The organism is Desulfopila inferna (assembly GCF_016919005.1).
GTDB classification, from domain to species: domain Bacteria; phylum Desulfobacterota; class Desulfobulbia; order Desulfobulbales; family Desulfocapsaceae; genus Desulfopila_A; species Desulfopila_A inferna.
Window position 1 is genome coordinate 81,647 of sequence record NZ_JAFFQE010000004.1, and the last position, 26,812, is coordinate 108,458.

Consider the following 26,812-nt stretch of genomic DNA (forward strand, 5'->3'; position numbering starts at 1 on the left):
TCAATGAAAGAAAACAATACTCACACCGCGCAGAAGACTAAAACCATATCAATCGCCGAAGCATTGGCGATCATCAAGGAAAATATTCCCGAAGCCGCACAGAAAAAATGTTCATTGGAGGAGGGTATTGGGAAGTATCTGGCTGAGGACATCACTGCCCTGGAGCCGTCTCCACGGTATACCAATTCGGCAATGGACGGCTTTGCAGTGCGCTGGCAGGATGTCGAAGAGGTACATCCCGATTCTCCGGTGTCTTTGAAGATTATCGGAGAGAGCCAGGCCGGTATGCAGTACACCGACACGGTCGGGCAGGGCGAGGCGGTGCGGATTTCGACCGGAGCCGTTGTCGCTCCAGGCTGCGACACCGTTATCCGGGTAGAGGATACGCGTGATCAGGGTGATTTTGTGGAAATTCACGCTGTCAAATGCCAGGGTCAGGATATTCGTTACCGGGGTGAGGAATTTCAGGAGGGTGAGCTGCTGCTGCGCAGGGGCACGAAAATCACCGCTGCCCGGGCTGCTCTGCTGGCATCCATCGGTGTCGGTAAAGTTACGGTTTTTCAACCGTGCAGGGTCGCCATTCTGGTTACCGGATCGGAGCTCGTCTCTGTTGGCGAGAGCATTGCCGATGACCAGATTAGGGATTCGAATATGATCATGCTTTGGGCGGCTGTCCGTGAGGCCGGCGGAGAAGTGGTGAGCTGCATCCGTGTTTCCGACGATGAGGACGCCACCCGGCTGGCCATTGCAGAAGCCTCGGCTGATATTGTACTCTGCAGCGGAGGAATTTCCGTTGGCCGCCATGATCATGTCAAAAACGCCGCTGCGGCAAACGGCTTTGACACCCTTTTCTGGGGAATCCGGCAAAAGCCTGGAAAACCATTATATTTTGCCCGCAGAGGAAAAACTCTGTTGTTTGGATTACCGGGCAATCCCGTCTCCGCCTTCATGTGCTATACTCACTATGTCAGGCCGGTGATTGCCTCGCTGAACAGTCTGTCCTTCGGCTGGCCCATGGTTTCGGGAGAAGCGGTTGCCGATATCCATAACAACGGTAAACGTACCAATATGATTCGCGTTCAGCTGCAGTGGCGGCCTAATGGCGGCTACTCCATAACACATGCCGCCAAGCAGGGCTCTCATATGCTGACATCGCTTGCATATGCCGATGGCTATATAATCCTGGAGCCGGACCAGAAGTTGGAGCGGGGAGAGCGCATTGATGTATACAAATATGATTTTATTAGAGAACTTGTTTGAGGAGTGATTGTTATGGGGTATGTGGAAGCGGTCTGTACCAGCGCAAAGAAAGGCATGATTAAGAAGGAACAGGAGAAGGTCGTCATGAAGACGGAATGGGGCATAGAGACGGATGCTCATGCTGGAGACTGGCACCGCCAGGTCTCCCTGCTGGCCGGCGAAAGTATTGATGCGGTCAAAGATATCATGCCGACCCTGAAAAAGGGCGCCTTTGCCGAGAATATCATTACCCGGGGTGTGGATTTAAGTGCAGTCGCCATCGGAGACCGCCTGAAAATCGGCAATGATGTCACTCTGGAAATCACCCAGATCGGCAAGGAATGCCATAACAGCGGTTGCGCCATAAAGAAGCTGACCGGTGACTGCATAATGCCGAAAGAAGGAATCTTCGCGAGAGTTATAGCAGGTGGAGAAGTAAAAGCCAAAGATACCATTTTCCTGCTGCATTAGTACCTTACTCCTGAAATCCTACTATAAAAACCTTATTTGATAACTGTGAATGCCCTCTATATCCAAGATACTCATCCCCTTTAGGGGGGAGAAAAGTTGGGTTACTTATGGGCTTCAGGGCTTCAGGGATAGTTGCCTTTTTTCTTTTTATCCCTGAAAGGCCCGCTGTTGCGATGGTGCTACTCTGCATGCAGTACCACGGAAAAACAGTTGAACATTGCCCAGATCTCTTCTCCTTCCCGCAGGCTGATGCTCTGATTTTCAGCCGAAGAAACTACAGCACAGATTTCCGTTGTCTCGGAAACAGTAACGATACATTCTGTATTGATTTCTCCCTTTGTTATCCTGGTTACCTTCCCTTTCAACCTGTTTTCCGCGCTGCAGGAAGATGCGGTATCGCCGCCGTGCAGAATAACCGAAGGCGCCTTGACCTCGGCGGTAATCAACTTGCCTTGACTCAGGCCCAGTCTTTCCAGGCTGTGATTGGTAATGATTGTGGTGATGATGAAACCGTCAATGGTCTTTATGGTGATCCGTGTCTGAATGTCACCCCTGTCAATAATTTCAACCTTGCCGAAGAAGGAATTCCGTGCACTGGTTTTACGCATGGATTCCTTTTCCATGAATGTCCTGGCAACCTTGCGGATTTCTTCCCTGGAGAAGGATACGTAGGAAGAGGTCAGATTCGGCGTCGAGTGGCCCAGCATCATCTGGACCGCCGGCAGGGGCATGCTGCTGCGCATCAACTCCACTGCCCGGGCTTTGCGGAGCATCTCCGGGCCTCCCAACTTTTTGAGAAATCCGCAGGACTCGGCGCGTTCATAAAGCTTGCGGCGCACAAAACCGGGATCGACATCCAGCCCACCTCCCGACATTTTCTGAAACGCGGGATCGCTTAAAATATCTTTGACTTCCCGCGAAAGCGTCTCGGGAATCTGGACCTCCCTCGGCTCGCTCTGTTCCCCATCGCCCGTATCCCGAAAGAGAATGTAATGATCAGACCAGTCGATGTCTTTGTATGGGTGTAACGCCAGTATTTCGTTCAGCTTAGCTCCAGCGTAACGGATGAGCAGGAAGATTAGAAATACTCTGCGGCGGGACAAACGTATATCGGCGCGGTTCGATTCATCAATCCAATTCCGGAAAGACTGTTCGAGGACGGATAATTGGCCGCTGTCCAAATAATGTTCCGCATCGGTATCGGCGACAGCAACCAGGCGGCCATGGGTATTTTGGGGCATTTTTTATCTCCATGCGAAAAAAGCAGCTGGGCTTCATCAGGTCAGGTAATGTAACATAACCTCTTCTAAATGCGTACAATAAGCTCTTGACTCCCCGGACGAAAACAGTATAGTCACGAATATGATAATAATCGTGTTTTCAAAGCCGATCGAGTCTTTTTTTCTGTAATGGTGAGGCAGTCATGTTTTTTCAAACCGCTGGAATTGAAGTGGCCGTATGGATTCCTCCGCTCGTCGCTTTTGTAATTTCATTTTTCACCTCCATGGGCGGCGTATCCGGCGCCTTTCTGCTTCTGCCGTTCCAGATGTCCGTTCTGGGCTATACCACTCCCTCGGTCAGCGCCACCAACCAGCTGTTCAACATAGTAGCCATACCGAGCGGAGTTTATCGTTACTGGAAGGAAGGCCGGATGGTCTGGCCCCTGACCTGGGTTGTTGTTGCCGGTACTCTGCCCGGTGTCTTTGCCGGGGCTTTTATACGGATTGCCTATCTGCCTGATCCGCAGACCTTCAAGATATTTGCCGCCGCCGTCCTGTTCTATATCGGTTTTAGAATGGCTCGGGACCTGATTGACGCAAAGAAGGGCAAAGCTGATACTAAAGACGCCGGCGAGAAACGTTTTCAGGAGATGGTACGCCGCCATCGCGCCAAGGTTGCAGTCAGGAAGTATGCGCATGCCGATCCTTCCGCGGTCAGGGTCACCCATTTTAATTTGAAGCGGCTTGGCTACACCTTCTATGAAGAAAGCTTTGATGTCTCCTTTTGGAGCATCTTCCTTCTCAGTCTCATTGTCGGCGTTGTCGGAGGAATTTACGGCATCGGCGGTGGTTCCATCATCGCGCCGTTTTTCATCACCTTTTTAGGATTGCCGGTCTATACGGTTGCCGGGGCGGCTTTGATGGGCACGTTCGTCACCTCGATTGCCGGTGTGATCTTCTATCAGGCCATCGCCCCGTTTTATCCGAATCTTGCCGTGGCCCCGGACTGGCTGCTGGGAATTCTCTTCGGCATAGGCGGCATGGCGGGAATGTATTTCGGTGCCCGTTGCCAGAAATTCGTTCCGGCGAAAACCATCAAGTGGATGCTTGCCGCCATTATCGCGTCGACGGCGGTTAAATACCTGGTGGATTTCTTCTATGGCTGAGAAGCTCTTCTCGAAGAGGGAAGAAAAGCAGGATAAATCTTCAGAATTATAACTATTCTCTAGTGCCGCAGGACTGAAGAGAACATATCAGCTATCCAGTGAATCGGCAGGAGGTTGGTAGGGACTGGACAGCGATAAGGCATTGTGCTTGCAGAAAGCGATGCAAAGCCCGCAACTGCTGCACCTCTCCGGCCTGAATATCAATATTTTTTGTTTTGCCGCTCCGCTGAGCTTGAGAGCACCTGTGGGACAGATGCCGGAACAGCGCGGACATGGCACACAGGCAGCATTTATGCTCAGATCAGGGCTGAAGGCTGCGGCAAGGGAGGGGGGAACATCGTCGGCAAGATTCTGCAGGCTTTTCTGCAGCAATTTTGTCTTCAAAGGAATTCTCCGGGTGTCGTGAGAATCATTGCTCTGCGGAGGGTGCGCCGGCAGTGACGATTTTGCAGCGGCGAAAGCGCCTTTTTTAAGGACTCCAAGAAATGATCTCCGGTCCGTAGCCCGGCCATCGTTTGCATACCCATCCCGTATGATTAAATCCGTGCAAAGAATCGAGCCGGCCTGTCGGCGCAGGCGCTCGAGCATTCTCCTGAAAGCAAGAGAAGCCGCCATATTTGTACAGAAGGAGCAGGAAACGGCATTGAAATAGACGGCCCTCTTTTTTGAAGAACTTCCCAGGAACAGTAAGGCTTCATAGGAAAAAATACCGAGACAGGGAACAACCTTCTCCCCTGCCGAAAAATCCTTTTGGCGAGGGCATGAAAAGTTAACAACTTCATCTTTACTCTGCTCGAAGGCGATAAGCTCTCCGCCAAAATCATATCCTGGGGTGAATGCGTCGTTCGGGCATGCGGACGTGCAAAGCATACACTCTGTGCATTTGCTTTGATCCAGCTGAATTCGCTTATCGCTATAATTCAAGGCGTTTGCCGGGCAATCATCTATACATAGGCTGCATCTGCAGCTGTTCAGCCTGTTTCGAAGGCAGAGGCGGGAGTCCACTTCCACTTCAAAACTCGATTCTTTAATAAAGCCTGTCAAAAAAGAGAAGGTAACCATTTCAAACTGTTTATTTCAGCTGATATCCTGATAGACACGGTGTCAGGCGGCTTTATCTATGCATTTCTGCTGAGATGTCAAAAAACCGGCAAGACAATCTGCAAGGGATAAATAAAATACATTGGTGGTTCCGGCCCGAATCGCCCCGCAAAAATCATCCACCCAGGTTTGCAGACATGCTGTAAAAAAGTCGAGTCGGAAATTCCTATACCTTTCAGCTTCGGCAGTCCGGCCTTCTGCGGCAGTCCGGCTCTCCTCTCCACAAAGAAAGGACATAAACTCAAGTTCAATGGCTATATGATCCGCAGGTTCGTTTTCCTCTACCTCTAAACCCGCATCCCGATAAAATTTCATGACTTTGATGGTGGATTCACCCATTACCTCACGCTTCTTTTCCAGATAGATGGAACCGTAGGGGGCGGCATGAAGCTCAAATGGTCCGACAAAGAGGGCTGCATGATCCAGAACCAACTGTTCCTGATCCTGGTTGAGCAGGCTCTCGGACATCAGCCTGGCGGAGGTGGCTGCAATCGGTGAAAACCCTTCCAGGAGCATGGCCAGATTATCGCATACCTTCTGCTCCAGGAAGAGAGCTTTGTCCGGTTCATAGAAGCAGGCGGACAGGAGCCTGAAGCAATCGCCGGCCCGGGAAATCTGCTGAGTATCGTGCGTGGTCATTATTTTCTCTTTTATGGTTGAAAAGGGCAACAATCCCGTGAACGGGATGTTGCCCTGAGTTGATGAACATTAAACTTTTGCTGAATAGTCCCGAATGTAAAAGACGTTTGGTTTGGTGCCTTCCTCCGGCTGCAGTACAAAATGCTGGTACTGTTTGAGCAGTTTGGCAGGTTCACCGTTTTTATCATTGAGATCGCCGAAGACTCTTGCCCCGGATGGGCATGCATCTACACAATAGGGCAGCTCGTTGTTTTTTACACGGTGGTCGCAGAAAATACACTTTTCTACGATATTGTCCCGACGCACACTTTCATAGTCCGGATGATTGTAGCGGGTCTGATGCGGAGGTACCGATCCGGTAATCGAGGAAATTTCCGCTCCCGATCCGGTTCTCCCTTGAAGAAGCTCGGTCTTGTCCCTGTAGAAAGGATGGGTCGGTTGACCTTCTTCATTATAGCTGATGACGCTGTATTCCCCGTAAGCCCCGTCTTTGGTAACCTCATACATACTGTAGGGACAGGCGTCCTGGCAGGCGCGGCAGCCGATGCAGCGTTCGTCATTGTGCATGGTAATGCCGTCCTCCGTTTTATACATGGCCTTCGGTTCCACCGGACAGGCCTCGACGCAGGGGGCGTCGCTGCAGTGATTGCAAAGAACCGGCAGTGTCCTGAAGGTGGTGTCGGGAAATTTTCCCTCCGTTTCATGAAGGAAATCGGCCCAGTTGTAGGTCTGGCCGTCTTTGCGGATTGCCGTGTTGTTTTCTGTTTTGCAGGCAAGAGCACAGGCGCCGCAACCAACACATTTGCGTAAATCAATTATCATTCCATATTGGGTCATTATTACATCCTCCTCTTACCTATATCTTCTCGATACGGACGGCTGCATGGCCTCCGTTTCGAGCATTTGATCCCGATAGCCTCTCGAGTTCCCAGGGAATGATGGTGTTGTTGTTCACCCCGCGGGTGGCGCTTTTGGCGAAATCATCGGTTGCCGTCCTGCCATACGCCCAATGGCCCTGGCCGAAGGATTTGCTGACCGTTCCGGGCCGTACTCCTTCCCAGACCCGGGCAACACATTCTCCCGAGGCGGCAACAGAGGTTATCCTCACTTTGTCGCCGTCTTTGATGCCGAGTTTGTCGGCATCGATTGGATTGATGCGCAAGGAATCCTGGTTACTGACATCGCCTGGATCGACATGCTTGAATTCATAGTACCAAGGGCTGTTCTGACTTCTGCCCTCACGGTTCAATCGTGATTTATAGTCGACAAATTCGAAAGGATAATCCTTCTTACTGCCATGCCGAAACGGAGCTTCATAATGGGGAACAAAAGCAAGTTCTCCACGGGCGGTGTAATTGACCTTTTCCATAACCGTGTCGATATCGACCCCGTGTTTCTCGGCGTGGCCAGTGAGCGCCTCCTTCAGGGTCTCACTGTAAAATTCGAATTTCTTTGAAGCTGTTTTGAAATTTCCACCCCAATGTTTTTTGTATTCGTAGGGTTCGGAATTCCACATTCCCCGCTCAAGCATTTCATTCCAGCCGTTGATCTTGTCTCCTTTATTCTCCTTTTTGCCGTCCCACAGAGGCTGGGTGTAATATTTCATGGCATAGATCGTGAAATCTTTGGAGTTTGTCGGTTTGGCTCCGGTTTCGGGATCGGAATACATCTCCACAAGACAGTCGTAGAGATTGGCAAACCCCCTGTCCTTCAGTTTCTCGGCGAGCAGGAAGGGGAATTCCGTTTCATCCTGGATAACATCCCAGACAGGATTGATAACCGGCCGCAGCAGCGTACAGGTGGCGTATCTGTTGGCTTTGGTCTTTAAAAAGCCATAGCGTTCATACATGTTGACGGTGCAGGGCAGCAGGATATCCGCGAACATGCTGAATTCCGAGGCATTAGTGGTTAGATGGACCGTAAACGGTACAGAGGAAAGAGCGTCTTCCCAACGGTCGGTGCCGTTGCAGGAGAAGACAAAATTATTCATGTAGCCTACCAGCACTTTGATTTCATTGGGATCCTTGTTGAGAATACCGTTGGCCGCGTTATTGGTTGCTACGCCGCCGCCGGATTTGCCCTTGGACAGGGCAGGCAGCTCAAGCCGGCCGCGCTGATCGATTTTCTCTTTTTTCGTGTGTTTCTGGGCAAGTTCATCCTGATGCTTTTTCAGGATGTCTTTGTTGAGCTTGTTCACCGGGATGCTTGCCGTCTGCAGTGAGCCGCCGACGTTGTCGATGCCGCCGACCAGTCCGCCAAGGGCGTGCACGGCCATGCCTGAATAGCCCCCGCGAGCTTGCATGGCGGCACCGGGCCCCATCCATACCGCGACATTAGGCGCAGCGGCAGCCATACCGCGGGCGACCCTGAAAATCTGCTGCTCGTCAACACCGCTCAGCTCCGCCGCTCGTGCAGGTGTCATGTCTTTTACCGCCAGGTTCCACCACTTGACCACACCATGACTTTCCTTCTCCGCAAAATCGGCCTCGGCGACATCTGCTCCTGCTGTAAATCTGTTGGTGCCGTCTGTGAAGTCGCCAACGAAATCCTTGTGCCACAAACCTTCGGTCAGAATTATGTGGGCAATCCCCAGGGCCAGCGCGCCATCTGTTCCCGGAATCAGCGGCAGCCATTCCTGGGCCTTGGCGGCACTTGTGGTCAGCCGGGGATCGACTGCAGCGACTGTGGCACGATCAAGAGCGTTGCCGAGCCGTTTGATCATTGCCGGAACCATACGGTTACTGGCAACAGGATCGCATCCCCAGATCAGGATATACTTGGAATTATCGATGTCGTAATCTCGATAATCCCAATACCCTTCAGTATAGAAAGCGCCGAACTTTTCTGCTTCGGCACAGGTGGCACTGTGCGAGATATTGTTGGGGGAGCCGAAAACTTTCGGCAGAACATCATATATTACATCGCGCAGGTAGGTGTATCTCCCCCGCATCAGGCAGAATTTTTCAGGCTCCTCGGCCTTGCGGAGTTCCATCATTTTATCGGCGATGGTATCCAGCGCTTCATCCCAGCTGATAGGCACGAATTTCGGATCCTCGCCGCGTCCCTTTTTGGGATTTGTCCTTTTCATGGGGACCTTGATGCGGTCCGGATCATAGACCTGCTGCAGCGAAAGATGGCCGCGCGGACATACCTTGCCTTCATTTTGTTTGGAATATCTGTTGCCCCTTACCTTGACCGCTCTGCCGTCCTGGACAAAAACTTCGACAGGGCACCAGGTAGTGCAGCCCTGGCAGCTGGTCGGAATCCATTCACCCGGCAACTCTCCTGTTTTTCCGCCGTTTTTGGTCGCGGCAAGGGCATTCATGCCTGAATGTTTGCTGTTGTAGCCGGTCAAAGCCGCTGTTGCTCCTGCGACCGCCGTTAGTTTGAGAAAGTCTCTCCTCTTGATTTTCATGAAAACCTCCGCATAACATTGTTGAATAGGATAATGATACGCTGTTGCATTGCTGCACATACCCTCCAATAGCTAGGGCAACATTTGCATTATCCATGCCATGCCTAAATGACGCGATGGTGTTACTTTAAGGTAACATGTGCTCTTGGTGACTTTGGTTTTACCATACAAGATCAATACTATAGTGATTGGTATTTGGCGGAGGAGTGGCGTAACAGGTATTGCAGAGTCCACATTCTCTGCAAAGACTCGCTGCCATTGCAATGTAGGGATATGGTCCTTGGAGGGGTGTTACCTTGGTGTAACAGCGTGGTGGTGGCCGGGCCTCAGCACGAACAGCTACAGACCATTAGTATCTTCCTCCGAGAAAACTGCCGCAAAAAACTTATTCAGCTTCGCTGGGTCAGAGATCTATTTTATGAAGGTTGATTTTTTCCCAGAGGGTCTTTCTGCTCACTCCAAGAATCTCAGCAGCTTGTGTGCGATTTCCCTTGGTAAGTCGCAATATACTGATAATATGATCTTTCTCTGCCTCGGAAGTGATATCGTGAAGAGATGCCAGGACTGTTTTTGCTTTCTTGTCTTTGGTAATATGCGCCGGCAGGTCAGCGGGACGTATAAGATTATCAGTGTTGAGAGCTACACAGCGCTCGATCACATTGAGAAGCTCTCTGACATTTCCAGGGAAGGAGTAGGAGGTCAGAGTCTCAACCGCTTCCGGGGTGAAGGATGCGGATGTTCCCATCTGATCATTGAACCGCCGGGTAAAGGAATGGACCAGAAGAGCAATATCTTCTTTGCGCCGGCGCAGTGGCGGGAGGAGAACGGGAATCACGTTCAGACGGTAATAGAGATCCTCGCGAAAGGTGCCTTTCTTCACTTCTTTTTCAAGATCCTTGTTGGTGGCCGCAATAATCCTGACATCAACGGTAACTGTAGTGGTCGCGCCCAGCCGCTCGAAAGAACGCTCTTCCAGAACGCGAAGGATTTTAGTTTGGGTGAGAAGGGGCAGGTCTCCGATTTCGTCAAGAAAAATGGTGCCGCCGTCGGCCAGATCAAATCTTCCCGGTTTTCTGCCTGCAGCCCCGGAAAAGGCTCCTTTCTCATACCCGAAGAGTTCACTTTCTATGAGATTTTCCGGCAGGGCGGCACAGTTGACACGGATTATGGGCTTATCCTTCCTGGGGCTTTGGAAATGTATGGTGGAGGCTACCATCTCCTTGCCTGTACCGGATTCACCAAGTATGAGGACGGTTGAGTCCGTTCTGCTGACCTTTTCCAGCAAGGCAAAAACAGACTGCATAGCCTTGCTTTCTCCTATAATATTGGGGGCGCCGTAATACCGCCTGATCTCTTGCTTGAGTCTGATGTTTTCCTGGGTGATTGCCTCGATATCCAGTGCCTTTTTGGCGGTTTCCAGTATTTCATCAAGGTCAAATGGCTTGGTGATGTAATCGAAGGCGCCGTATCGCATTGCTTCAACGGCATCATTTATGCTGCCGTATGCGGTCATCATGATTACCGGAGTAGCCGGCTGCTCTTTCAGACTTTTTTTAAGAATATCCATACCGCTTGCACCCGGCAGCCTGATATCAGTCAAAACCAGAGAAAAATCACCATCTTCGAGAGCCTGCAGGGCGGCTTCTCCGTTTTCAACCGCATAGACAGTGTAGCCTTCGGACTTGAGGGCGTCGGCAAGGGAAATTCGAAGAATTTTTTCATCTTCAACTATTAAAATACTCTGATTCATCGGGCCTCCGGGATGATGAAGGAAATAGTGGTTCCGCTTCCCTCCTCGCTTTCCAGGGAAAGATCCCCGTTGTATTTTTTTATAAGTTCATAGGTCATCCACATGCCGACCCCTGTTCCTTCACCCCTCCCTTTGGTGGAATAGAAGAGATCGAAAACTTTTTCTAAATCAGCTTTTGCAATACCAGCGCCGTTATCCTCCACGATAAGGTGCACTTTTTTATTGCCGCGCCTGGCGGCCACCCGCAAATAACCGCCTTCCGGCATGGCCTGAATCGAATTGATCATGGTATTGAGAAAGATCTCTTCAAGGTCATGGGGCGCAAGTGGGGTTTCCAGGCCAGGTTCGATATCGGCCAGGAAGGTTATATTCTGGTTTTTTAACTTATAATCGAGAAACCTCATCACATTGGCAAGAACGTCATGTATATCACTTCGCTGATCTTCTACCTTGTCTCTCCCTACTGTTTTAAGGAGCTGGCTGACGGTGCGCCTGATGCTCACCAGTCCCTCCTCTATCAGATCGAGATATTCGCCTCGAAAATCTTTTTCATCTCCCTTTCTGCGCAGCATGGTAACGCAGTTGAACAGTCCGCCCAGGGGGTTGTTGATCCGGTGTGCTACGCTGGAAGAAAGCACTCCAAGCGTGGCCAGTTTTTCGGATTGGAGCAGCTTCTCGTGGGCCACTTTCATTTCTTCATTGGCGTTGCGTATCCTCCTCACCATATCGTTAAAGTTTTCGGTCAGGCGTGAAAGTTCATCGCTGCCGAAGACGGGTATCGCCTTTTCACTCATTTCAACTTCAACTTCGGCCATGGCATGGGACATATCTATGATGGGTTTGATAAATCTTCTGCTCAGGAAATAAATGAGGATGAAGAGAACGATCAAGGCGATCACGGATATCGAAACAATGAGCTGGATCAGTGCGTTGATCTCCTGTTCAACGGATTGCAGGGACATGGAAAAGTAGAGAATTCCCCAGCGTTTTCCTTCGATGGAGAGCGGGGCGGCAACCTCTAGAGAATAAGTGGAATGGGGTGTATCCATGGTTTTTCTAAGCGCTACTTCTTCCTGCTGCAGCGACTTCTCGATAAATAGTACTTCGTATCGCTTTCCATATTCGCTGAAATCGCTATGGGATATGACTTTGCGAGTGTTGTCGAGAACGGCGATAAAGTTTAGATCAAGTTCAGGATGCTTATGGAGATCCCGCATGTAATTGTCGATGAGACCGCCTTCCTCCACCAGCCCCAGCATTTCATAGATCAACTCATTGATGATGACCGCACTGACCGTCTGGGCAAGCATTCTGCCTTGCTTGTCGGAGGCCTTATAGAGCGCGTCCCGAGTCTTTACAGCAGCCATGTACCCGATGGAGGCGGTGAGAAGCAGGACGGAGGCAAAGCCGATGAGGATAAATTTTTTCTGTAGAGAAAGCCGCATCGTCAACCGCCTTAAAAGGAAACCTGTGGATGGCAACCTTTGCCGCAGGTTTTGGGGACATCGTTAATCATCTGTCGAATTTGAGAGTAATCGGCATCGGAAGCGGCTACGAATCCCCCTTGCAGATCAGGATCGAGTTTCTTGAGGATTGCTCTGCCTTCTTCACTTTCTGCAATGGCCAGCAGGGCTTTTTGAAATTTGCGCATGGTTGCATATGGCGTATGAGGAGACACCACAACGGGACCGGTGGGGATAGGATCGGAAACCGCAATAATTTTCAATCCGTAAGGAAGATAACGTTCGGCCGCCGACAGCCTTAAAGCTCCCGCATCGAATTCGCGGCTGATCACCTTTTTGGCGACGGTATCATGATAGTTGTAGTGCTGGTATTCAAGAAGGTCGTCCAGGTGGATGCCTGACCAGGCCAGCATATAACGCGGAATGAGATTTCCGGAGGTGGACCATAGCGCAGAGAAGGCGAATTTCTTATTGACGAGTTGGGATATTTCATCAAGATTTCTTTCGGTATCGGTGACAATGACGCTCCTGAAAAAGCTCTCGCCGCGGGAGGTTCTGCTTTTGGCAATGGGGGAGGCATCGAAACGCTTACGGGCATCGAGATAGGTAAGAGGCCCCAAGAGGGCAAAATTGATCTTTCCTTTGCCCAGGCTGTTGACCACTTCTTTATACGTTTTTTCCAGATGCAGTTCGGTCTGTATGCCGGTTGCCTCCGTCAGGTAATTGACCAGTGGCTGATATCGTTCATAGGCGATGATCGGGTTATCCTTGGGCAACACCCCTATCCAGATTGTCTCATTCTCTGTATCTGCATCATCGTTTTCAGGAATTGAGTTGTTGTTGCGGGCAATGGTGTTGTTTTTGATAAATGCCCTCATTGCTCTGATGGTATCGTAGTTTGTATCGGGCACCTGTACAAATTTGTCGATGCGCATGGAGCTCAATATTTTTTTCCCGTCCTCGTCTTCGTGCATAGTTAAAAAAATCTGCCGGAGTGATTCCTTGAGAAAGGTCGAAGTGGTAGGCGGGACCACCACCGGAGGAATGCCGAAGGGCGGGGAACGATGAATTATTTTAGTCTGTTCGATGTAGGGAGACTTTGAAGCAACCATGAAGTCGTAAACAATCGAATCGACAGCTGCACCTTCAGCTCTATTTTTGGCAACGATTTCCACAGACTTGTTATGACTGTAACTGTAGATAAAGTTATTGAAAAAGCTCTCCGGAGTCTGGTCCATCCGGGCCAGAAGATAGGTAGGGTAAAGCTTTCCCGTATTGCTTTTGGGATCGACAAAAGCAAATGAACTGCCCCGCAGGTCTTTGAAAGAGTCCACCTCGCTGTCTTTGTGAACAATAATGTAGGAGTGGTATTCCACCTTGTTCTCAACCTGGGGGGCAACCAGCAGTTCCACTCCGAATTTTTCATTGTTGAGGACATAGGGGGAGGAACAGATAAAGGCGAGGTCGACCTCACCCTGTTCGAGCAGCACATCAATCTCGTCGTAGGTCGTCCGGTGCACCATTTCAGCGGAGCTGCCGATTTTTTCACCTATATAGTCAACAACCTGTTGATAGTATCTAACCGCACTGACAGGGGTTATCATGCTGGCAACGCCCGCCCTTATCTTCTTCTCTGATGCCTGGGTGACACCGGCGGAAAATAAAGCGGTCAGAAGGGCGCACAGCAAATAGCGTTGTAGAGACATGGAGTCCTCGTTGTCGTTAAAATTAAAGAAGGTCTGAGGTCGGCAGAAATGACTGCAAGTTTGATTCCATCCCTTCTCCGGCCTGATTATAGGACATAATCCGCCGGTTGTCGAAGGAGAATGTTACCCATACGTAACAGCAGAGAAGGGTAATTCCGGTATTTCAGAATCTTATTCAAAGCTTGCCGTTGCCGCTATAAAAAAACTATGGCTTACTCTTCTTCTTCAGCGTTTCCTCTCCACTGCCTTATTCCCATTGGGAAAATCTCTGTTTTGACAATGGCGATTATGATATGATTTACTATCATACCTGAAGGACTCGTAAAAGCGGCACCGATATTATTGTGGATACAGATTTGCTGGTTGATGTAGCTGGTGCCCACAAGTGTAATCGAAAGTTTCTGTCCAGAGGAAGCTGGAAAAATTTGGAGAAAATTCATGCTTCATCGAGAACGGCTCAATCCCCCGCGATATATCTATCCGGGTGATGAATGGAAAATCATCGAAAAAAAATTCTATCCTGCATTTCTCGGCCAGATGGAGACGATATTTGCCTTGAGCAACGGCTATCTCGGCATGCGCGGTACTTTTGAAGAAGGAAGGCCTTTCTATAACCACGGCAACCTGATTAACGGGTTTTATGAAAGCTGGCCGATAGTGTATGGCGAAAAGGCCTACGGCTTTGCAAAAACGGGTCAGACCATCGTCAATCTTCACGACCTCAAGGTCATTCGATTATTTGTCGACGATGAACCCTTTTTTCTGCCGACTGCAGACCTCAGGCATTTTGAGCGTACACTGGACATGAAAGCAGGAACCCTGACCCGGGATATTCTCTGGGAAATGCCGTCCGGCAAGCTGGTCTCTATAAAATCGACACGAATGGTCTCCTTTGAACATAGACATCTTGCGGCTATCCAGTACGAGGTGAAAGTGCTGAACTCTCATGCTCCGCTGGTGATTTTATCTGAGATTACCCCCCACCGCACCATCCGGGGGACGGATGGGGATCCACGGGATACCCGGGTTTTCAGAGAAAAAGTTTTGAATCCGGAAACTAAAGTGGCAGCGGATCTTCAGATTATCCTGGGATTTATCACACGAAACAGCCAAATGACTCTGGGATGCGGCTTTGATCACAGTGTGGAAACGGAGAATCCGGTGAGTTGGGAGAATGAGGCTCTCGCTGATGAAGGTAAAATCATTTTTTCGGTAGAGGCGCAACCTGAAATTCCGATCCGGATTACCAAATGGATGAGTTTTCATACTTCCCGAAAAACGGCTCCGGAGGATTTGTGCAGGAGGGTCAAACTGACTCTGGTCCGCGCCAAGGAAGATGGTTTCGATGCGCTTCTGAACTCCCAGAAGGAGTTTCTGGAGAACTACTGGCAGAAAAGTGATGTCCAGATGGCAGTAACGGAGAGGCGTAAAACAGGCGGCCGTTCCACTGAAGAATGGCAGCAGGCTATCCGCTGGAATCTGTTCCAGCTCTGTCAGGCCTCCAGCCGGGCCGAGGGCACGGGAATTCCGGCAAAAGGTCTGACCGGTGGCGGATATGAGGGCCATTATTTCTGGGACATCGAAATATATGTGCTCCCTTTTCTGATATACACCAATCCGCGGATTGCCAAAAATCTGCTCAAATTTCGGCACAGCATGCTCGATGGGGCCAGACAGCGAGCTCGGGACGTCAACCAGCGCGGCGCACTGTTCCCCTGGCGGACCATCAATGGAGATGAAGCCTCTGCACATTATGCTGCAGGTACCGCTCAATACCACATCAACGCTGATATTATGTTCGGTTTGAAAAAATATGTGGAGGTGACCGGGGATTTGGAATTTCTTTACCGGGAAGGCGCGGAAATGTTGGTGGAGACTGCGAGATTATGGCGGAGTCTCGGTTTTTTTTCACAACGAAAGGACGGCAGGTTCTGCATCCATGGAGTGACTGGACCGGATGAATACAATACTGTAGTGAACAACAATGCCTACACCAATCTGATGGCCCGGGAAAATCTCTGGTTTGCCGCAGATACCATCGATAACCTGCACCTGGACGATGTGGGAAATTATCAGAGTCTGCTGGACAAGACCCTTCTGGATTACGCTGAGGTCGAAGAGTGGCGGCGGGCTGCCGACCACATGTATATACCCTATGACGAGAACTTGGGAATCCATCCCCAGGATGACAGTTTTCTGGAAAAAAAGGAGTGGGATTTTGCCGGAACGCCTCCGGAGAACTATCCTCTTCTGCTCCATTATCATCCGCTGGTGATCTACCGTCACCGGGTGATCAAGCAGACCGATCTGGTCCTGGCTCTATTTCTTCTCGGGCAGGAATTTTCCGAGGAAGAAAAATTGCGGAACTTCAATTATTATGATCGTCTTACTACTGGAGATTCCTCTCTTTCCGTTGGGGTGCAGAGCATTATGGCCTCCGAGATAAAAAACTACCGCAAAGCAGGGCAGTATGCCAGGTACGCGGTCCTGATGGATTTGGCGGATATCGGCGGCAATATCGGGCATGGCGCCCATATCGCTTCCATTGGTGCATCCTGGATGGTTCTGGCTTACGGTTTTGCCGGAATGCGGGACTACAACGGGAATATTTCTTTTAATCCCAGAATTCCCGAGCGCTGCACTCTCTTTCGTTTCTGTCTGAGGATCCGAGGAAGCTCCGTGGAGGTCGAACTGATTCCCGAAGCAGCCGTCTATCGCCTTAAGGATGGACCGGGCCTTATTTTTCATCACTCTGGAAAAGAGGTGGAGTTGAGCCGGGAAAAGCCTGAGGCGGTTTGTGCCTATGCCGGAGCATCAATTTAACCCTATTAACGCAATGTCCACTTCAGCTTTCTTCTGGCGGTCAAGGCAAGGCGATGATAGAATTTGGTCAATCCTTTTTGCGAGAGGCTCCGCAGGCCGATGATAGGATTTTTTAAACGCATGGTCGAGCGGTTACGGATAACTTTCCCGTATGTAGTTGCCTGAGGCCTGCGCTCGATTTTCTCGATGGTATCGGCGATTACGGCAAAAAGATTCTGCTCCTCGAGAATTCGCCGCCTGGCTTCACGGATATACGGCAACCTGTCCTCATATTCGTTGTTGGCAATATGGCTTCTGATGATATCGAAGGTTCTTTGCCGATCATTGATATCGATGAGGACAAAGCTCTCTTCAGGAAAGTAATCGGCGGCATTGGGAGCGCCGTGATAAAACGGCAGGCAATATCCAAGAAAGGCATCAGGCAATTTTTCCGTCAAATGATGATCATACACATGATTTTCGACGGCGATGTGGTAGCGGAAGGGATCAAGGGCCTCGGCCTTGTCCTTCATCGGCCTTACGCCGTGGCCGAAAATCTCCAGCTCGGGCAGTTGCTCCTTCAGCCAATTTGTGAACGCCACGCGTTTTGAATGCAGCGTGATCGTTCCCGTCCTCGAAGAACAGACGGTCGAGATGGTTTGGTCTTTCCGTCCAGGTTGGCGGCGCACCAATTCATCCCACGAGAGAAATTTGTTATCCGAAGTGATGCCATAGAACCAGGTGAGCCCAGGGTGGCGAAAAAATGCCTGTGGGTGCCGTATCGCCCACGGTTCCTGAAAGGTCACAATACAACCGAACTGCCGCAAATAATCGGTACCGTACACCGTGATGGTCGAGGGTTCGCCCGTCAGCAGCATGGTGCGCTCGCGGGGACAGGCGAGCCGCTCTTCGTTGATCAGACCGTTATTCCTGGGCAGGTCATGATATACGACCAGCCAGTCATAGTCGCGACAGTCGGCGTCGAATATGAACGAGCAGTGGCCCCAGACGGGATTCATCCCCGGAAACTGACGGAGCAGCGTGCTGATCGGCCTGCTTTTTCTGAAGCCTCTATGCATAAATTTGACGATCATCTATTCAGGCTCTGCCCCGGAAGAATTGTGGAAGTCGAGAATCGAACAGTAAGACATTGTTTTAATGCGTACTTCTTTTATGATATTTTTTCAACGCGGAATTTCCCAATTGCGGCAGCTATGTACATGACAGAGGGGCGCGCTGCGAGTCGATGTCTAGCAGGAATTGGAGGTAAGTACTCGTTGGTGTTCAGGAATCAGCTTGCACGACCTAACGTTTGGAGGTATGACATAAACTCAGTTTCACAAAAACCGCTGTGACAGAGCCGATGCTACACGGTATCGCGCAGAGGACAAGAGCTTTAGGGGCCTGGATGCATAAGAAAGATCGAGATATTCTGGTGTCGACATTAAAAATGGCTGCCGCCTTGCTGGTGCTGGTGGTGGGGATTGCGCTGCTGCCTGGCGATCTGCCTTATGAAACAGTTAGGGAATTTGGTCCTGTCGAAACTATCTCGGTTGGCCTCTATTTTTTGTTCATCCTTTTTATCGTCTATTTCAATGCTACTGGAATCCTGCGCACCAGCTTCGCTCCAGGTGTTTTCATCCTGCTGCTGGCGCTGCGCGAAATGGATTTCCATGCCCGCTTCACCACCATGGGCATGTTTAAAATCAAATTCTACCTCAGCCCCGAAGTTCCTGTCGAGCAGAAGATCATCGTCGTCCTGTTCGATATCGCAGTAATAAGCTATGCCATTGTTTACCTGAGGAAGGTAACACCTGGATTTCTCAGGGCACTTTCCGCGAGGAAGGCCTACGCCTTCTCCATCATCTTCGGTCTGGCCTGTATGGTGGCCAGCAAACTCATCGATGGAAACTCGGAAGTTTTTGAGTTCCTGTTCGGTATGGAAGAGGGAGATTTGGGAATCTACAGCAGTATCATGGAGGAGTGTCTGGAGCTGTTCATCCCGGTCTTTTTTATAATGGCACTGATACAATATGGTGTCGACTACCAAGCCAGGCTCGCCCAGAATATTTCCGGCAGAACAGAGTGAAATGGCGATTGGACTCCAAGAGACCTCCGTTTGTGCTTTTGTTGGGGCTGCGACGGAAAAAGCATGGCATCGGCAGCATCGGGTTGATACTTTCTTGTATTTTTATTTACCTCAAGGTTCTTTGCCCGCCAGAGTCTCGGAAGCTGCGTTTGCCGATGGGGCTGGCGTCATATTTAGATGAGAACTGAAGAAAGCCACTGTGTCAGCGCCCAGAGAGCAAGGACGATGGTCGCCAGGCCCAGACCGACGATCAAACGATGATTCTGCCAAAGGATTACCGTTTGCTTTCCTAAGACAAATACCAGCCAGGCCAATCCGAAGTAGCGTATGCCCCTGGCCAGGGTCGCCGCCAGTACGAATTTCCAGACAGGATAACCGGCAGCTCCGGCGGCGAGCATGGCTGTTTGAAAAGGTATTGGAACCATACCCACCATGAGAATGGCAAAGAAGCCGTGTTGGTCGAAGAGGTTCTGGAATTTTTCATAACCCTGCTGCCATCCCATTGTATTGATCATCCATTCCCCGGCGGTTTCAAGGAGAAAGTATCCTATGCCGTAACCAAAAACTGAGGCGGCCAGGCAACCGGCGGTGACATAGGCGGCAGTTTTCCACAACCTGTGACGGTTGGTGAGCATGAAGGGGATGAGAACAAGTTCTATCGGGATCGGCAGAATGATGGTTTCCAGAAACGAAAGGCTGAAGAGCAGCCACATAACATGTTGGGACCTTTCCAGGCGCTCCAGCCAGCGGCCAATTCGTTTTTGGTGTCCTTTCCCGGAGGTTGAATTATCCAAAGATTTTATCTCCAGCCAGATGGCATCTGAGATGATAAGTCATTTCTTTGTAAGTTTGTCAAATTTTATTTAAATTCCTTTCCATCAACAATCAATATCAAAAACCTATTTCTTTTTAGCCGCCTTTCAAGCAAAATTCGCGCTTTAAATCTCAGCCGGCTGCTATTCAGGTTAGAAATCGGGCCATCCTCAATACCAAAAGTGGTCGTGCTGAAGAGACGGTTTATGTTCCGCTAAAAAGACTGGTAAGTTTAACCGGCCGAACCATAAAGCCGAACCAGGATAACTTGTCCTGCATGCCTGTTTTCGGTTGCTGCAATTTTTTCGTTTGTTGAGTTTGGTGGAGAAGCTGTCACCGGGGAAAAGTGGGGGGCACGGTCAGCGACCGGTAAAAATCCTGGGTTTGGCGGGCGATGCTCTTCCAGCTGAAAAGCGCCTCGACCCTTTGGCGGCCCTCTTTTCCCATTTGACTTCTTTTCCCGGCAGAGGCCATCAGGGCATTGACGGCAGCGGCGAGATCCCGGGAATAGCCATCCGGGTCTTGAGGTTCGGGGCTGCCGCCTCCCCTGGATTGAAAAGGAACCAGCAGTCCGGTTTGACCATGCACCACCACTTCGGGAATACCGCCGACCGCAGCAGCTACCACCGGGGTGCTGCAGGCCATGGCCTCAAGGTTGATGATGCCGAAGGGTTCATAGACCGAGGGGCAGACGAAGATGTCGGCATGGCTGTAGAGAGCTATTAAGTCAGGTACCGGAACCATCTGTTCGATCCAGATGATGTTGTTTGTCGTTTTGGTCCTGGCCTTCTGTACCGCTTCATGCATTTCCCGGCCGATTTTTTCGGTATCCGGCATACCGGCACAGAGTACGACCTGAATACCCTCGTTAAGCAGCGGCAGAGAGTGAACCAGATGAAGGATACCTTTTTGACTGGTGATTCTGCCGACGAAGAGAATATAGGGTTTGTCGGGGTTGATGTCGTAATGCTTGAGGATCTGCGGCTCCCTGATTTTATGGAAAGTTCCGGCATCAATGCCGTTATGGATGACCTGCACCCGGTCGGCTGCGATCCCGAAGAGCTTTTCGGTATCCTCTTTCATTGCCTGTGAAACGGCGATGATGCCGTCCGCTGCGGCAAAGGCGGCTCTTTCAAGCCAGCAGACTCCATCGTAGCTGCCTCCCAGCTGTTCCTTTTTCCAGGGGCGGTGCGGTTCCAGGGAGTGGGTGGTGATCACCAGAGGAATTCCCAGAATCTGCTTAAGAAGGCAGCCGCCCAGATAGGAGTACCAGGTATGGCAGTGGATAATATCGGCTGATTCCGCCAGGCCGGTCATCATGATGTTACGATACAGGGCATCAAGGAACCTGGCGCGTCCCCGGTCGGTGGAAAGAGGGTTTGGGGCTGGGGCTATGCCCGCGATATCCATGGTCTGGAGTTGAATTTTCTGGTCTCCGAAACTCAGGATCTGAAGATGGTTTCCTTTGATTTCGGCAAGTTCCCGGCTCAGGTGTTCTATGTGGACGCCGGCACCCCCGTAAATGTGGGGTGGATATTCATTGGTCAGCAGCAGAATGTTCATGGTCATACTCCTCCTTTATCGAACATGGCGGTATGACGACCTCAACTCTCCTTTCTGAAAAAGACGATGCCAAGTGGAGGAAGTACCAGGTTGATGGAAAAGTAATGGCCATGGCAGGGAATCGGGGCCGCTTCCAGAGATCCCAGATTGCCCTGATTGCTGCCCCCGTAATCGCGCGCATCGCTGTTGAGGCACTCTTTCCAGATGCCTTCCTGGGAGACTCCTATGCGATAGTTATGGCGGGGCACGGGGGTGAAGTTGCAGACGATAATGATGTCATTCTCCGCGTAATGGCCGTGCCGGACCAGACTGAGTGTTGATTGATGGACGTCGTTACAGTCGATCCATTCGAAACCTTCATGGGAAAAATCTTTTTCGTGCATGGCGGGACTTTTACGGTAAAACTGGTTGAGGTCTTCAAGCCAGCGCTGCAGTCCCTTGTGAAAGCTGTTCTCCAGTAGATGCCAGTCGAGGCTGTTGCTGTGATTCCATTCATTCCATTGGCCGATTTCCGCCCCCATGAAGAGCAGTTTTTTGGCCGGTTGGGAATACATGTAGCCGAAAAGCAAGCGTAGGTTGGCAAACTTTTGCCACTCATCCCCGGGCATTTTTCCCAGCAGCGAACCCTTGCCGTGAACCACCTCGTCATGAGAGAGGGGCAGGATGTAATTTTCGTGAAAGGCGTAGAGCATTCGAAAGGTGAGCTTGTTGTGATGATAGCTGCGATGGATGGGCTCCTGGGACATATAGGCGAGGGTGTCATGCATCCAGCCCATGTCCCACTTCATGTCAAAGCCAAGACCGCCTATATACGTGGGACGGGAAACCTGGGGCCAATCCGTGGATTCCTCGGCGATGGTGAGCACATCGGGATAGTTGATATGCACCTCCTCGTTGAACCGTTTCAGAAAAGCGATGGCCTCGAGATTCTCCTTGCCGCCGAAGCGATTAGGGATCCATTCCCCCTCTTTTCGTGAATAATCGAGATAGAGCATGGATGCGACTGCATCAACCCGAAAACCATCTATATGATATTTATCCAGCCAGAACAGGGCGCTGCTGATCAGAAAACTGACCACTTCATTACGGCCGTAATTGAAGATATAGCTGCCCCAGTCCGGATGGTAGCCCAGACGCGGGTCTTCATGTTCGTAGAGGTGAGTGCCGTCGAAATAACTGAGACCATGCTCGTCGGTGGGAAAATGAGAAGGCACCCAGTCGAGAATGACGCCGAGACCATTCTGATGCAGCTGGTCAATCAGATACATCAGGTCCTGAGGCGTGCCGAAGCGGCTTGTCGGAGCAAAATATCCCAGGCTCTGATATCCCCAACTGCCGAAAAAGGGGTGCTCCATCACCGGCAGGAATTCCACATGGGTAAAGCCCATCTTGTGAAGGTAGTCGATCAGTCGGGGGGCCAGTTCCCGGTAGGTCAGAGAGCGGTTGTTTTCTTCCGGCACATGCATCCACGATCCGAGATGAACTTCATAGATGGAGATGGGGGCATTGAGGTTATTGGGGATATGGCGGTGTTCCATCCAGTCACGATCCTGCCAGGCGTAGTCCAGGTTCCAGGCGACGGATGCGGTCTGGGGTGATAGCTCGGTGAAAAAGGCAAAGGGGTCGGTTTTGTCGGCCCGGTAACTCTTGTGGTGTGAGCGAATATAGTACTTGTAGGCTATTCCGGAATGTATTCCCGGAATGAAGCCGTGCCAGATGCCGGAGCTTTCATAGGGCTGCAGGACATGACTGTCCTTGTTCCAGTCATTAAATGAGGCCATGACCCCGACATGCTCGGCATTGGGTGCCCATACCGCAAAATAGATCCCCCGTTCGCCGTTATGCTCGGCCGGGTGGGCTCCGAGTTTCTCATAGATACGGAAATGGCTGCCTTCATTGAACAGGTAGATGTCGTCTTTGCTCAGCAGACTGAAATCGTAGCGGACTTCGCCGGCTGTCCCGTTCGTTGTGTTGTGCGACATATTATCCTCCAGATCAAAAAAAATCCCGTTGAAGTTACGGGACAGTTGGCATTATCGGCTATCAAGGAGCTGCTCGATTCCATGCAGCGGTATGTGTATCCATTCGGGCCGGTTATTCATCTCATAGCCGAGTTCGTAGATGGCTTTTTCCAGAAGATAGGCATCGAGAAGAACCTGTATTTCCGCTGACGTTTCGGGCAGAAATCTGGAATCGGCACTATGATTCAGATAGGTGTACAGGTATTCCGCACTAACCCACATGCGCCATTCTTCGGCCCATGCCTCCATCTTCTCTCTGTCGTCTTCATGAAAAGAGCCCCGTCCTTCCTCGTCCCGCAGGGCGCTGTAGATCGCATAATGAAAGGAGCGCAGCATTCCGGCGACATCCCGTAGCGGCGAGCGCTTGATGCGGCGTTCACTGACCGGACGTGCCGGTTCTCCCTCGAAATCGATGATCACAAAATCATTACCGGTGTGGAGAACCTGACCAAGATGAAAGTCTCCATGGCAGCGCAATCGTTTGGCGCTGATTTTCCGGTCGGTCAATAACCGGAAACGGGCAATGATATCCCCCTGGCGCTCCAAAAAACTCTCTCCCATTTTTCGGACATCCTGAGGCATCCGCCGCAACTGCTTCTTGAACTGTGAAAGCACTTGATTGGCCTGGGAACTCATGGACTGGAAAAGAGAGCGTTGGTAAAGCTTGGAAAACGATTCCGGGGAAAACAGCGGATCGATGTTTTCCGAGGCCAGGGCCTGATGCATCTCGGCAGTGCGCATAGCCAGCAGTCGGGTCGACTCCAGGTAAAACCCGATCCGTTTCCCACTTTCAGGAGGAATGGCAACATGACCCAGCTCCAGCAGGGTTTCCTGCCGGGGTGGGGGTGGCTGTTCATCCTGAATTTCCAGGATTTGTTCGAAATAGCTGTAGAGGCTGTTCAGGGTATATTGCCAGGCGTCTCCCTGGTTGGGTATGAAGGTCTGCAGAATGGCCACGGTGTTGGGTTCCTCGCCTTTGCCGCCATATTCAAGATAGCCGTTTACCGGCGGCAGATTGGGAAATCTCTTGCGGGTCAGGAAGCGGCCGATTTCAAGGTCGGGGTTGATACCATCCTGAAGACGTCTGAAAAGCTTGAGGATGAAACTATGGCCGTATATAATCGAGGTATTGCTCTGTTCCGCTTTGACCACCGTGGTTTCTAAAGGTGCTTCCAGTTTATTGTAGATGCTTTTCATACCATGAGTCGGGGTGGCGCTCAACCGCCCGTACTTGCCCTTGATTCCCTGGCGGGTGGCAATCATGTTGAGCAGGGCGGTACAGAATTCGGGCTGTAAAAGTCCATCGACAATAAAGCCCTCCTCGCCGCTGGAACGTATCTTGACCCTGGCCACCATCATCCGCGATAGTTCTTCGATAGTGTCCCCGGCTTTATCTGCAGCCTGATAGGTTAGCGGCAGAATATAGGATTCTCCGGTACCGTCCATGTACTGCAGGTCGATGAAAAGGATTATCCCTACCAGGGTCCTGTCCCGCAGCGGCAGTATTTCCCTGACAGCCGAGTTTTTGATGCGCCGGCTTTTGGCTCCGAACCACCTTTGTTTCCTGATATACGCCGGGATGAGTTTTTCAAATCGTGCAGGCAGACGGCCCTCGAAGATCTCATGCCAACTCTTCTCAACCTGAAACAGCCCAAGCCGCTCAGGAGAAGGTACCTTTTCATCTTGCTTAGCCTCTTCGGATTCCAGGTTGAACCAGTAAAAGGCATGAGGGCTGAGGGTAAGAAAATACTGTTCCTCGCTGATTTTGGGAAAATTGGTATTGCCGAAGATTTCCACGGGTATCATCCCCGCATATTCTGAGAGGTCGAGTTCGACGAACTGGACGAAGCGGGAAAGATTGATTACCACCAGAATGCGCTGCTCCTGATATTGACGGATAAAGACCAGGATCTTGGTATTGTCCGGCTCCAGGAATTTCAGGTTGCCGCGACTGAAGGCCGGGATGCGGCTGCGCAGGGTGAGCAGTCTTCTGATCCACCAGAACAGGGAGTGGCGATTCTTCTTCTGCGACTCGACATTGACCACTTCATAGTGGTATTCCGGGTCAAGGATGACCGGCAGGTAAAGCTGCTGGGGATTGGTCCGGGAAAAACCGGCATTGCGGTCGGAACTCCACTGCATCGGAGTGCGAACGCCGTTGCGGTCCCCCAGATAGATATTATCCCCCATGCCGATTTCATCGCCGTAATAGATGATCGGGGTGCCAGGGAGAGAAAAGAGCAGTCCGTTCATCAATTCGATACGGCGGCGATGGTTACCCACCAGCGGGGCGAGGCGGCGGCGAATGCCCAGGTTTACCCGCATCCGCGGATCCTGGGCATAGGCGCGGTACATATAGTCGCGTTCTTCGTCGGTGACCATCTCCAGGGTCAATTCGTCATGATTACGCAGGAAGATGGCCCATTGGCAGGTCTCCGGGATGTCCGGGGTCTGGCTGAGAATTTCGATTATGGGAAAACTGTTTTCCATATGCAGCGCCATGTAGAGTCTGGGCATCAGCGGAAAATGAAAGGACATGTGGCATTCATCGCCATCGCCGAAATATTCCACCGCATCCTCGGACCATTGGTTGGCTTCCGCCAGAAACATGCGGCCCTCATATTTTTCATCCATGCGGGCTCGCAGCTTCTTGAGAAAAGCGTGGGTTTCCGGCAGGTTTTCACAGTTGGTGCCTTCACGCTGATAGAGGTAGGGAATGGCATCCAGCCGCATGCCATCCACCCCCATATCCATCCAGAAGTCAAGGGCCTGGAAAATTGCTTTATGGACCCTGGGATTGTCGTAATTTAGATCCGGCTGATGAGAATAAAAGCGATGCCAGAAGTAGGCCTGAGCCACTTCATCCCAGGTCCAGTTGCTGGACTCGAAATCCTGAAAGATGATGCGGGCATCGGTGTATTTTTTATAGGTATCGCTCCAGACGTAGAAGTCCCGGTAGATGCTGCCGGGTTTGGCCCGGCGGGCCCGCTGAAACCAGGGATGTTGATCGGAGGTATGATTTATTACCAGTTCGGTAATGACCCGCATGTTGCGGCGGTGTGCCTCCCGCAGGAAGGCTCTAAAATCGGCGAGGGTGCCGTAGCTGGGATGGATTCCCTTGAAATCTGAAATATCGTAGCCGTCGTCCCTGAATGGAGAGGGGTAAAAGGGCAGGAGCCAGAGGGTGTTGACCCCGAGTTCCTGCAGGTATCCCAGTTTCTCCTTGAGTCCGCGGAAGTCACCGATACCATCGCCGTTGCTGTCGTGAAAAGCCTTGATGTGCAGCTGATAGATGATCGCGTCTTTATACCAGAGCGGTTCTTTGTGCAGATTGGTGGTGTGTCGCATTGTCGC

At 51.0% G+C, this 26,812-nt stretch carries 19 protein-coding genes; 5 read left to right on the plus strand and 14 right to left on the minus strand.

The window, feature by feature from the left end; translation table 11 throughout:
• The first annotated feature begins 3 nt into the window (after window positions 1-3).
• Both JWG88_RS11335 and JWG88_RS11340 read left to right on the plus strand, forming a co-directional pair.
• Window positions 4-1,260 carry a molybdopterin molybdotransferase MoeA gene (locus JWG88_RS11335; RefSeq protein ID WP_205233871.1) on the plus strand — a complete coding sequence of 419 codons (1,257 nt, stop codon included), beginning with the start codon at window positions 4-6 and terminating at the stop codon, window positions 1,258-1,260.
• Between the two features lie 12 nt (window positions 1,261-1,272).
• Window positions 1,273-1,710 (plus strand): MOSC domain-containing protein, encoded by a 438-nt coding sequence (locus tag JWG88_RS11340; protein ID WP_205233872.1) that lies wholly within the window; start codon window positions 1,273-1,275, stop codon window positions 1,708-1,710.
• Between the two features lie 179 nt (window positions 1,711-1,889).
• On the opposite strand, the gene JWG88_RS11345 is transcribed toward JWG88_RS11340, so the two are convergent.
• The gene (locus tag JWG88_RS11345) at window positions 1,890-2,951 is read right to left on the minus strand and encodes a TOBE domain-containing protein (RefSeq protein WP_205233873.1); all 1,062 of its coding nucleotides are present in this window, start codon (window positions 2,949-2,951) and stop codon (window positions 1,890-1,892) included.
• Window positions 2,952-3,133: 182 nt separating this feature from the next.
• Between JWG88_RS11345 and JWG88_RS11350 the strand changes: the two genes are divergently transcribed.
• Window positions 3,134-4,096 (plus strand): sulfite exporter TauE/SafE family protein, encoded by a 963-nt coding sequence (locus JWG88_RS11350; RefSeq protein WP_205233874.1) that lies wholly within the window; start codon window positions 3,134-3,136, stop codon window positions 4,094-4,096.
• 87 nt (window positions 4,097-4,183) lie between these two features.
• On the opposite strand, the gene JWG88_RS11355 is transcribed toward JWG88_RS11350, so the two are convergent.
• From JWG88_RS11355 to JWG88_RS11390, 8 genes are all read right to left on the minus strand, one after another.
• Entirely contained in the window at window positions 4,184-5,158 is a 975-nt protein-coding gene (locus tag JWG88_RS11355; RefSeq protein ID WP_337833121.1) for a 4Fe-4S dicluster domain-containing protein, read from the minus strand.
• Between the two features lie 42 nt (window positions 5,159-5,200).
• The gene (locus JWG88_RS11360; protein WP_205233875.1) at window positions 5,201-5,836 is read right to left on the minus strand and encodes a TorD/DmsD family molecular chaperone; all 636 of its coding nucleotides are present in this window, start codon (window positions 5,834-5,836) and stop codon (window positions 5,201-5,203) included.
• Between the two features lie 69 nt (window positions 5,837-5,905).
• Window positions 5,906-6,673, minus strand: coding sequence for a 4Fe-4S dicluster domain-containing protein (locus JWG88_RS11365; RefSeq protein WP_205233876.1), 768 nt, complete (start codon window positions 6,671-6,673; stop codon window positions 5,906-5,908).
• Window positions 6,674-6,692: 19 nt separating this feature from the next.
• Entirely contained in the window at window positions 6,693-9,251 is a 2,559-nt protein-coding gene (locus tag JWG88_RS11370; protein ID WP_205233877.1) for a molybdopterin-dependent oxidoreductase, read from the minus strand.
• Window positions 9,252-9,654: 403 nt separating this feature from the next.
• Window positions 9,655-11,001 (minus strand): sigma-54-dependent transcriptional regulator, encoded by a 1,347-nt coding sequence (locus JWG88_RS11375; RefSeq protein ID WP_205233878.1) that lies wholly within the window; start codon window positions 10,999-11,001, stop codon window positions 9,655-9,657.
• On the minus strand, window positions 10,998-12,446 hold the full coding sequence (locus JWG88_RS11380) for a sensor histidine kinase (protein ID WP_205233879.1): 1,449 nt from the start codon (window positions 12,444-12,446) through the stop codon (window positions 10,998-11,000). The genes JWG88_RS11375 and JWG88_RS11380 overlap by 4 nt, the downstream gene beginning before the upstream one ends.
• Before the next feature lie 11 nt (window positions 12,447-12,457).
• Window positions 12,458-14,170 carry a phosphate/phosphite/phosphonate ABC transporter substrate-binding protein gene (gene phnD, locus JWG88_RS11385; protein WP_205233880.1) on the minus strand — a complete coding sequence of 571 codons (1,713 nt, stop codon included), beginning with the start codon at window positions 14,168-14,170 and terminating at the stop codon, window positions 12,458-12,460.
• 212 nt (window positions 14,171-14,382) lie between these two features.
• Window positions 14,383-14,610: a hypothetical protein gene (locus tag JWG88_RS11390; protein ID WP_205233881.1), complete on the minus strand. Its 228-nt coding sequence runs from the start codon at window positions 14,608-14,610 to the stop codon at window positions 14,383-14,385.
• Between JWG88_RS11390 and JWG88_RS11395 the strand changes: the two genes are divergently transcribed.
• A complete protein-coding gene (locus tag JWG88_RS11395) occupies window positions 14,609-16,993 on the plus strand; it encodes a glycoside hydrolase family 65 protein (protein ID WP_205233882.1) in 2,385 nt (794 codons plus the stop codon). The two genes, JWG88_RS11390 and JWG88_RS11395, sit on opposite strands and share 2 nt — an antisense overlap.
• Window positions 16,994-16,998: 5 nt before the next feature.
• Here the strand turns inward: JWG88_RS11395 and JWG88_RS11400 are convergent, their stop codons facing one another.
• Window positions 16,999-18,066: a glycosyltransferase family 10 domain-containing protein gene (locus JWG88_RS11400; protein ID WP_205233883.1), complete on the minus strand. Its 1,068-nt coding sequence runs from the start codon at window positions 18,064-18,066 to the stop codon at window positions 16,999-17,001.
• Window positions 18,067-18,380: 314 nt separating this feature from the next.
• On the opposite strand from JWG88_RS11400, the gene JWG88_RS11405 reads away from it, so the two are divergent.
• On the plus strand, window positions 18,381-19,061 hold the full coding sequence (locus JWG88_RS11405) for a hypothetical protein (RefSeq protein WP_205233884.1): 681 nt from the start codon (window positions 18,381-18,383) through the stop codon (window positions 19,059-19,061).
• A gap of 173 nt (window positions 19,062-19,234) precedes the next feature.
• Here JWG88_RS11405 and JWG88_RS11410 read toward each other — a convergent pair whose 3' ends face one another.
• The 4 genes from JWG88_RS11410 to treS form a co-directional block, all read right to left on the minus strand.
• A complete protein-coding gene (locus JWG88_RS11410; RefSeq protein ID WP_205233885.1) occupies window positions 19,235-19,855 on the minus strand; it encodes a YqaA family protein in 621 nt (206 codons plus the stop codon).
• A gap of 352 nt (window positions 19,856-20,207) precedes the next feature.
• Window positions 20,208-21,443 (minus strand): glycogen synthase, encoded by a 1,236-nt coding sequence (glgA, locus tag JWG88_RS11415; protein WP_240194408.1) that lies wholly within the window; start codon window positions 21,441-21,443, stop codon window positions 20,208-20,210.
• A gap of 35 nt (window positions 21,444-21,478) precedes the next feature.
• Window positions 21,479-23,419: a 1,4-alpha-glucan branching protein GlgB gene (glgB, locus tag JWG88_RS11420; protein ID WP_205233886.1), complete on the minus strand. Its 1,941-nt coding sequence runs from the start codon at window positions 23,417-23,419 to the stop codon at window positions 21,479-21,481.
• A 51-nt stretch (window positions 23,420-23,470) separates the two neighbouring features.
• Window positions 23,471-26,806: a maltose alpha-D-glucosyltransferase gene (gene treS, locus JWG88_RS11425; RefSeq protein ID WP_205233887.1), complete on the minus strand. Its 3,336-nt coding sequence runs from the start codon at window positions 26,804-26,806 to the stop codon at window positions 23,471-23,473.
• Between the last annotated feature and the right edge of the window lie 6 nt (window positions 26,807-26,812).

Bases quoted from the DNA above. Each gene is read 5' to 3' on its own strand.
- JWG88_RS11335 (WP_205233871.1), top strand. From the start codon at position 4: ATGAAAGAAAACAATACTCACACCGCGCAGAAGACTAAAACCATATCA.
- JWG88_RS11340 (WP_205233872.1), top strand. From the start codon at position 1,273: ATGGGGTATGTGGAAGCGGTCTGTACCAGCGCAAAGAAAGGCATGATT.
- JWG88_RS11345 (WP_205233873.1), bottom strand. From the start codon at position 2,951: ATGCCCCAAAATACCCATGGCCGCCTGGTTGCTGTCGCCGATACCGAT.
- JWG88_RS11350 (WP_205233874.1), top strand. From the start codon at position 3,134: ATGTTTTTTCAAACCGCTGGAATTGAAGTGGCCGTATGGATTCCTCCG.
- JWG88_RS11355 (WP_337833121.1), bottom strand. From the start codon at position 5,158: ATGGTTACCTTCTCTTTTTTGACAGGCTTTATTAAAGAATCGAGTTTT.
- JWG88_RS11360 (WP_205233875.1), bottom strand. From the start codon at position 5,836: ATGACCACGCACGATACTCAGCAGATTTCCCGGGCCGGCGATTGCTTC.
- JWG88_RS11365 (WP_205233876.1), bottom strand. From the start codon at position 6,673: ATGACCCAATATGGAATGATAATTGATTTACGCAAATGTGTTGGTTGC.
- JWG88_RS11370 (WP_205233877.1), bottom strand. From the start codon at position 9,251: ATGAAAATCAAGAGGAGAGACTTTCTCAAACTAACGGCGGTCGCAGGA.
- JWG88_RS11375 (WP_205233878.1), bottom strand. From the start codon at position 11,001: ATGAATCAGAGTATTTTAATAGTTGAAGATGAAAAAATTCTTCGAATT.
- JWG88_RS11380 (WP_205233879.1), bottom strand. From the start codon at position 12,446: ATGCGGCTTTCTCTACAGAAAAAATTTATCCTCATCGGCTTTGCCTCC.
- phnD (WP_205233880.1), bottom strand. From the start codon at position 14,170: ATGTCTCTACAACGCTATTTGCTGTGCGCCCTTCTGACCGCTTTATTT.
- JWG88_RS11395 (WP_205233882.1), top strand. From the start codon at position 14,609: ATGCTTCATCGAGAACGGCTCAATCCCCCGCGATATATCTATCCGGGT.
- JWG88_RS11390 (WP_205233881.1), bottom strand. From the start codon at position 14,610: ATGAATTTTCTCCAAATTTTTCCAGCTTCCTCTGGACAGAAACTTTCG.
- JWG88_RS11400 (WP_205233883.1), bottom strand. From the start codon at position 18,066: ATGATCGTCAAATTTATGCATAGAGGCTTCAGAAAAAGCAGGCCGATC.
- JWG88_RS11405 (WP_205233884.1), top strand. From the start codon at position 18,381: ATGCATAAGAAAGATCGAGATATTCTGGTGTCGACATTAAAAATGGCT.
- glgA (WP_240194408.1), bottom strand. From the start codon at position 21,443: ATGACCATGAACATTCTGCTGCTGACCAATGAATATCCACCCCACATT.
- glgB (WP_205233886.1), bottom strand. From the start codon at position 23,419: ATGTCGCACAACACAACGAACGGGACAGCCGGCGAAGTCCGCTACGAT.
- treS (WP_205233887.1), bottom strand. From the start codon at position 26,806: ATGCGACACACCACCAATCTGCACAAAGAACCGCTCTGGTATAAAGAC.